The organism is Xanthomonas sp. SHU 308 (assembly GCF_000364645.1).
Classification (GTDB): Bacteria; Pseudomonadota; Gammaproteobacteria; order Xanthomonadales; family Xanthomonadaceae; genus Xanthomonas_A; species Xanthomonas_A sontii.
In genome coordinates this window covers 1-4,647 of sequence record NZ_AQOK01000891.1, presented here as the reverse complement: position 1 = coordinate 4,647, position 4,647 = coordinate 1, and the positions used below count along the sequence as shown (strand labels likewise).

General features: G+C 71.2%; 6 protein-coding genes and 1 riboswitch. All 6 genes read right to left on the bottom strand.

Features of this window, described 5'->3' with window-relative positions:
• Positions 1-485 (bottom strand): thiamine-phosphate kinase (gene thiL / locus D588_RS0122945; protein WP_017917655.1); only part of this gene is annotated, 485 nt, incomplete at its 3' end.
• A 132-nt stretch (positions 486-617) separates the two neighbouring features.
• Positions 618-1,088, bottom strand: a complete 471-nt coding sequence (nusB, locus tag D588_RS0122940) for a transcription antitermination factor NusB (protein WP_017917654.1) — start codon at positions 1,086-1,088, stop codon at positions 618-620.
• Positions 1,085-1,552 (bottom strand): 6,7-dimethyl-8-ribityllumazine synthase, encoded by a 468-nt coding sequence (gene ribH / locus D588_RS0122935; protein WP_017917653.1) that lies wholly within the window; start codon positions 1,550-1,552, stop codon positions 1,085-1,087. The genes nusB and ribH overlap by 4 nt, the downstream gene beginning before the upstream one ends.
• A gap of 121 nt (positions 1,553-1,673) precedes the next feature.
• Positions 1,674-2,801, bottom strand: coding sequence for a 3,4-dihydroxy-2-butanone-4-phosphate synthase (gene ribB / locus D588_RS0122930; RefSeq protein ID WP_026144019.1), 1,128 nt, complete (start codon positions 2,799-2,801; stop codon positions 1,674-1,676).
• A 115-nt stretch (positions 2,802-2,916) separates the two neighbouring features.
• Positions 2,917-3,516, bottom strand: a complete 600-nt coding sequence (locus tag D588_RS0122925; RefSeq protein WP_017917651.1) for a riboflavin synthase — start codon at positions 3,514-3,516, stop codon at positions 2,917-2,919.
• A gap of 79 nt (positions 3,517-3,595) precedes the next feature.
• Positions 3,596-3,759, bottom strand: a riboswitch (FMN riboswitch).
• 140 nt (positions 3,760-3,899) lie between these two features.
• Positions 3,900-4,647 (bottom strand): bifunctional diaminohydroxyphosphoribosylaminopyrimidine deaminase/5-amino-6-(5-phosphoribosylamino)uracil reductase RibD (gene ribD, locus D588_RS25970; protein ID WP_017917650.1); only part of this gene is annotated, 748 nt, incomplete at its 5' end.

Below are 4,647 nucleotides of genomic sequence, written 5' to 3'. Positions count from 1 at the left end.
GCCGCCTCGCCCGGCTGGCCGGTCACCCAGATCTCGTCGCCCGGCTGCGCGGCATCGCGGCGCAGCGCCATCGTCGCCGGCACGCTGCCGATTGCCGTGACCGACAAGGCCAGCGGCCCGCGCGTGGTGTCGCCGCCGGCCAGGCCGATGCCGTGCGCGTCGGCCAGCGCGAAGAAGCCCTCGGCGAACGCATCGACCCAGGCCATGTCGACTTGCGGCAACGACAGCGACAGCGTGCACCAGCGCGGCTGCGCGCCCATCGCCGCCAGGTCGGACAGATTCACCGCCAAGGTCTTCCAGCCGATGTCGGCGGCCGCGGTCTCGGCCGGGAAATGCACCCCGGCGTTGAGCGTATCGGTGGTGATCGCCAGCAACTCCCCCGGCGGCGGCAGCAGCAAGGCCGCATCGTCACCGATGCCCAGCGGCAGGTCGTCACGCGCCCGGCTGCGCGCGCGCAGGCGCTCGATCAGATCGAATTCGGGCATGGGGGGCTGGGAATCGGGAATGGGGAGTCGGGAATGGGAAAAGCAGGAGCAACAACCGGCGCGCCGGCGATCTCGGAGGGGACGGCAGTTGCTTTTGCCATTCCCCATTCCCTTTTCCCCATTCCCAGCCCCTCAGCCCCCCGACTCCACCGCGCGCCATTCCAGCGCGGCGCGGTCCAGGACGCCGTTGACGTAGGTGTGGCCGTGCTCGGAGCCGAAGCGCTTGGCGGTCTCGATGGCTTCGTTGATCACCACGCGGTACGGCACGTCCATGCGGTACAGCAGTTCGTAGGCGGCCAGGCGCAGCACCGCGCGTTCGATCGCGTCCACTTCCTCGACCGTGCGGTCCAGGTAGCCGACCAGCGCTGCATCCAGTTCGGCGCGGTGCTTGAGCACGCCTTCGACCAGGTTCTCGAAGTACACCAGGTCGGCGATCTCGTGCGCCTGCTCGTGCGCGAACTGCGCGATCACGTGCTGGGCGTTGCCGCCGGAGATCTGCCAGGCGTAGATCGCCTGCAGCGCACGCCGGCGCGCGCGCGAACGCAGGACCGGATCCACGCCGTCGCGGCGTGGGTGGTGCTTGTGGCCAGCGGGTTTGTTCACGGCAGCAGCTCCAGCAGGTTGACCATCTCCAGCGCGCTCAGCGCCGCTTCCTCGCCCTTGTTGCCGTGGCTGCCGCCGGCGCGCGCCTCGGCGTCCTCGACCTGCTCCACGGCGAGCACACCGTTGAGCACCGGGATGCGGAAGTCCAGCGACACCCGCAGCAGACCCTGTGCGCAGCCGTCGGCGACGTGTTCGTAGTGGCGGGTGTCGCCGCGGATCACGCAACCCAGCGCGATGATCGCGGCATGCTTGCCGGCCGCGGCCAGGCGGGCGGCGACCAGCGGCAACTCCCACGCGCCCGGCACCCGGATCACGTCCACCGCGTCCTCGGCGATGCCGTTGCCGGCCAGGCTCTGCCGCGCACCGGCGACCAGCACGTCGGTGATACGGGCGTTCCAGCGGCTGGCGATGATCGCGAAACGCGCCGACTCGGGAGTGCGGAGGTCGCCTTCGTAATGGGACATGGCGGTGGCAGCTTGAGGGGGTGGGAGAGTTTAGCAGGCGGTGGGGCCGCGGCCCGAGGAAGCGCTCCAGGGGCACCTTGCAGAAGGCCCAGGCACCGCCAATGGCAGGAATCGCGCGGGATCAGCTTTTACCGATTCCCCAATCCCGATTCCCGATTCCCGGCTCCACATGCTCCACCACCTCCAGCCCGAACCCGGCCAGGCCGATCTGCCGGCGCGGCGTGCCGAGCACGCGCAGCTTGCCCAGGCCCAGGTCGGCCAGGATCTGGCTGCCGGCGCCGTTGCGCCGCCACTGGCCCACGTCCTTGCCGTGCGCCGCCTCCGGCTGCGCGCGCAGCCGCGCCAGTAAGGCCTCGCTGTCGCGCGGCGCCGACAGCACCACCATCACCCCGCGCTCGGCGGCGGCGATCGCGCGCAGGGCGTCGCTGGCAGCCACCCCGAAATCGTCGCGGCGCCAGTGCAGCAGGTCGGCCAGCGGGTTTTCCACCTGCACCCGCACCAGGGTCGGCGTCTCGGCATCCGGGGTGCCGCGGACCAGGGCGAAGTGCAGATCGTGGGCGATGCGGTCGCGGTAGGTGACCAGGGTGAAGCCGCCGAACTCGGTCTCGATCGGCCGCTCGTCGATACGTTCGACGGTGTGCTCGGTGGCCAGGCGGTAGGCGATGAGGTCGGCGATCGAGCCCATCTTCAGCCCGTGGGTGCGGGCGAACGCTTCCAACTGCGGACGCCGCGCCATGCTGCCGTCGGGATTGAGCACTTCCACCAGCACACCGGCCGGCTCCAGCCCCGCCAGCATCGGCAGGTCGCTGGCGGCCTCGGTGTGGCCGGCGCGGGTCAGCACGCCGCCGGGCTGGGCGATCAGCGGGAAGATGTGGCCGGGCTGACTGAGGTCGTGCGGCTTGGCGTCCGGCTTGACCGCGGTGCGCACGGTGTGGGCGCGGTCGTAGGCGGAGATGCCGGTGGTGACGCCCTCGGCGGCCTCGATGCTGACGGTGAAGTTGGTATGGAACTGCGCGGTGTTGCGCTGGACCATCGGCGCCAGGCCCAGTTGCGCGCAGCGCTCGCGGGTCAGCGACAGGCACACCAGGCCGCGCGCGTGGGTGACCATGAAATTGATGTCCGAGGGCTTGACCAGCTCGGCGGCCATGATCAGGTCGCCCTCGTTCTCGCGGTCCTCGTCGTCGACGATGACCACCATGCGGCCGGCGCGGAGTTCTTCCAGCAGCTCGGGGACGGAGGCGAAATTCAGGCTCGGGGTAACGGAAGGCGACATGCGGGGACTCGCGGAAAGACGGAAGGTGCCGCGCGCGCCGCAGGCATCGGCGCAGCGTGGCGGAGAGGCAGAAGGCCGGACGCGGCCAGGATCAGTCCTGGCGGCCCTGCAACAGGCGTTCGACGTAGCGCGCGACCAGGTCGATCTCCAGGTTCACCGCCGCGCCGACGGCGGTCTGCGCGAACGCGGTGTGCGCGACGGTGTGCGGAATCAGCGCGACCTCGAAGCCTTCGGCGTCGACTTCATTGACGGTGAGGCTGACCCCGTCCACGCAGATCGAGCCCTTCTTGGCGATGTAGCGCAGCAGCGGCGCCGGCGCGGCGAAACGCCAGCGCTGCGCGCGCGCATCGTCGTGAATCGACAGCACCTCGCCGAGGCCGTCGACATGGCCGCTGACCAGGTGCCCGCCGAGGCGGTCGCTGGGGCGCATCGCCCGCTCCAGGTTCAGTGTCGCGCCCTCGGCCAGGCGGCCAAGCGTGGTCAGCGCCAGGGTCTCGGTGGAGGCGTCGGCCTGGAACGAGGCCGCGTCGAAGGCGACCACGGTCAGGCACACGCCGTTGACCGCGATGCTCTCGCCCAGGCGCACGTCGGCGAACGGCAGGCTGCCGGTGGCGAAGGTGAAGCGGAGATCGCCGCCCTGCGGCTGGCGTGCGGCGAGATGGCCGACGCCTTCGATGATTCCGGTGAACATAGCTACGTTTCTCGCAATGGGGTGAGCGAAAAACGCCACAAGGCAAACAGGCACGCGCACAGCCGCGAGGCTGCGCGAAGGCCGTCTTCTTTCATCCGGACTATACCGTCGGCTCCGGCATCGCACCGGATCTGCTGACCTTCCCGATTCGGCGGGTCGCGCCTGCGCCGGGAAGCGCTCGCGGGCTCGTGCGCGAACGCACCTACCGCCGGTGGGGAATCGCACCCCGCCCTGAAGACGTTTGTGGTCGCCGGCGAACCGGCTCGCGCATTCTAGCAGGCGCGGCCGCAGCGGCCGCCCGGTACAGCGCGCCACCGGTGGGACAAAGCGTCGCGGGGCGCACAGCAACCTTGCACGCGGCGACGCGCATCACCGGCGATCGCTCAGGGCGAGGCCGCCCCCGCGCTGGCGGCGATCGCCGGCCGCAACAGCAGGCGCAGGTCGTCGCCGAGCTGGCGCACGTCCTGCAATTGCAGCGGTACCCGTTGCGCCATGGTCTCGATGCCGAGCCCGGCCAGCAGCGGGCGGGCGGTATCGCCCAATAGGAGCGGCGCCATGTACACCAGCACCTCGTCGACCAGGCCGGCGCGCAGCAGTGCACCGCTCAGCGTCGCCCCGGCCTCGACCTGGACCTCGTTGATGCCGCGCTCGCCGAGCAGGCGCAGCGCCGCGTGCAGGTCGCAGCGGCCGTCGTGCAGCGGCACCGCGGCAAACGCGGCATGATCCAGCGCAGGCGGCACGCAGTCCGGCGCATGCACGTACAGGGTCGGCGCACTGCCGTCGCGGACCTTGGCCTGCGCCAGGCTGCGCAGTCGCGCGTCCAGCACCACGCGCAGCGGCGGCATTACCTCGGTCGCCGCCTCCAGGCGCACGGTCAGCGCCGGATCGTCGGCCAGCACGGTGCCGGCGCCGGTGAGGATGGCGCCGGCGCGGGCGCGCCAATGCTGCACGTCCTGGCGTGCCGCCGCGCCGGTGATCCATTTCGATTCGCCGCTGGCCAGCGCGGTGCGCCCGTCCAGGCTGGCGCCGAGCTTGATCCGCAACCAAGGCCGGCCGCGCTCCACCCGCGACAGGAAGCCACGGTTGAGCGCGCGCGCCTGCGCGTCCATCAGGCCTGCCTGCACCGCGATG

What these genes read in the sequence shown, in the direction of transcription:
- ribH (WP_017917653.1), bottom strand. Translation starts at nt 1,552, where the DNA reads ATGTCCCATTACGAAGGCGACCTCCGCACTCCCGAGTCGGCGCGTTTC.
- D588_RS0122925 (WP_017917651.1), bottom strand. Translation starts at nt 3,516, where the DNA reads ATGTTCACCGGAATCATCGAAGGCGTCGGCCATCTCGCCGCACGCCAG.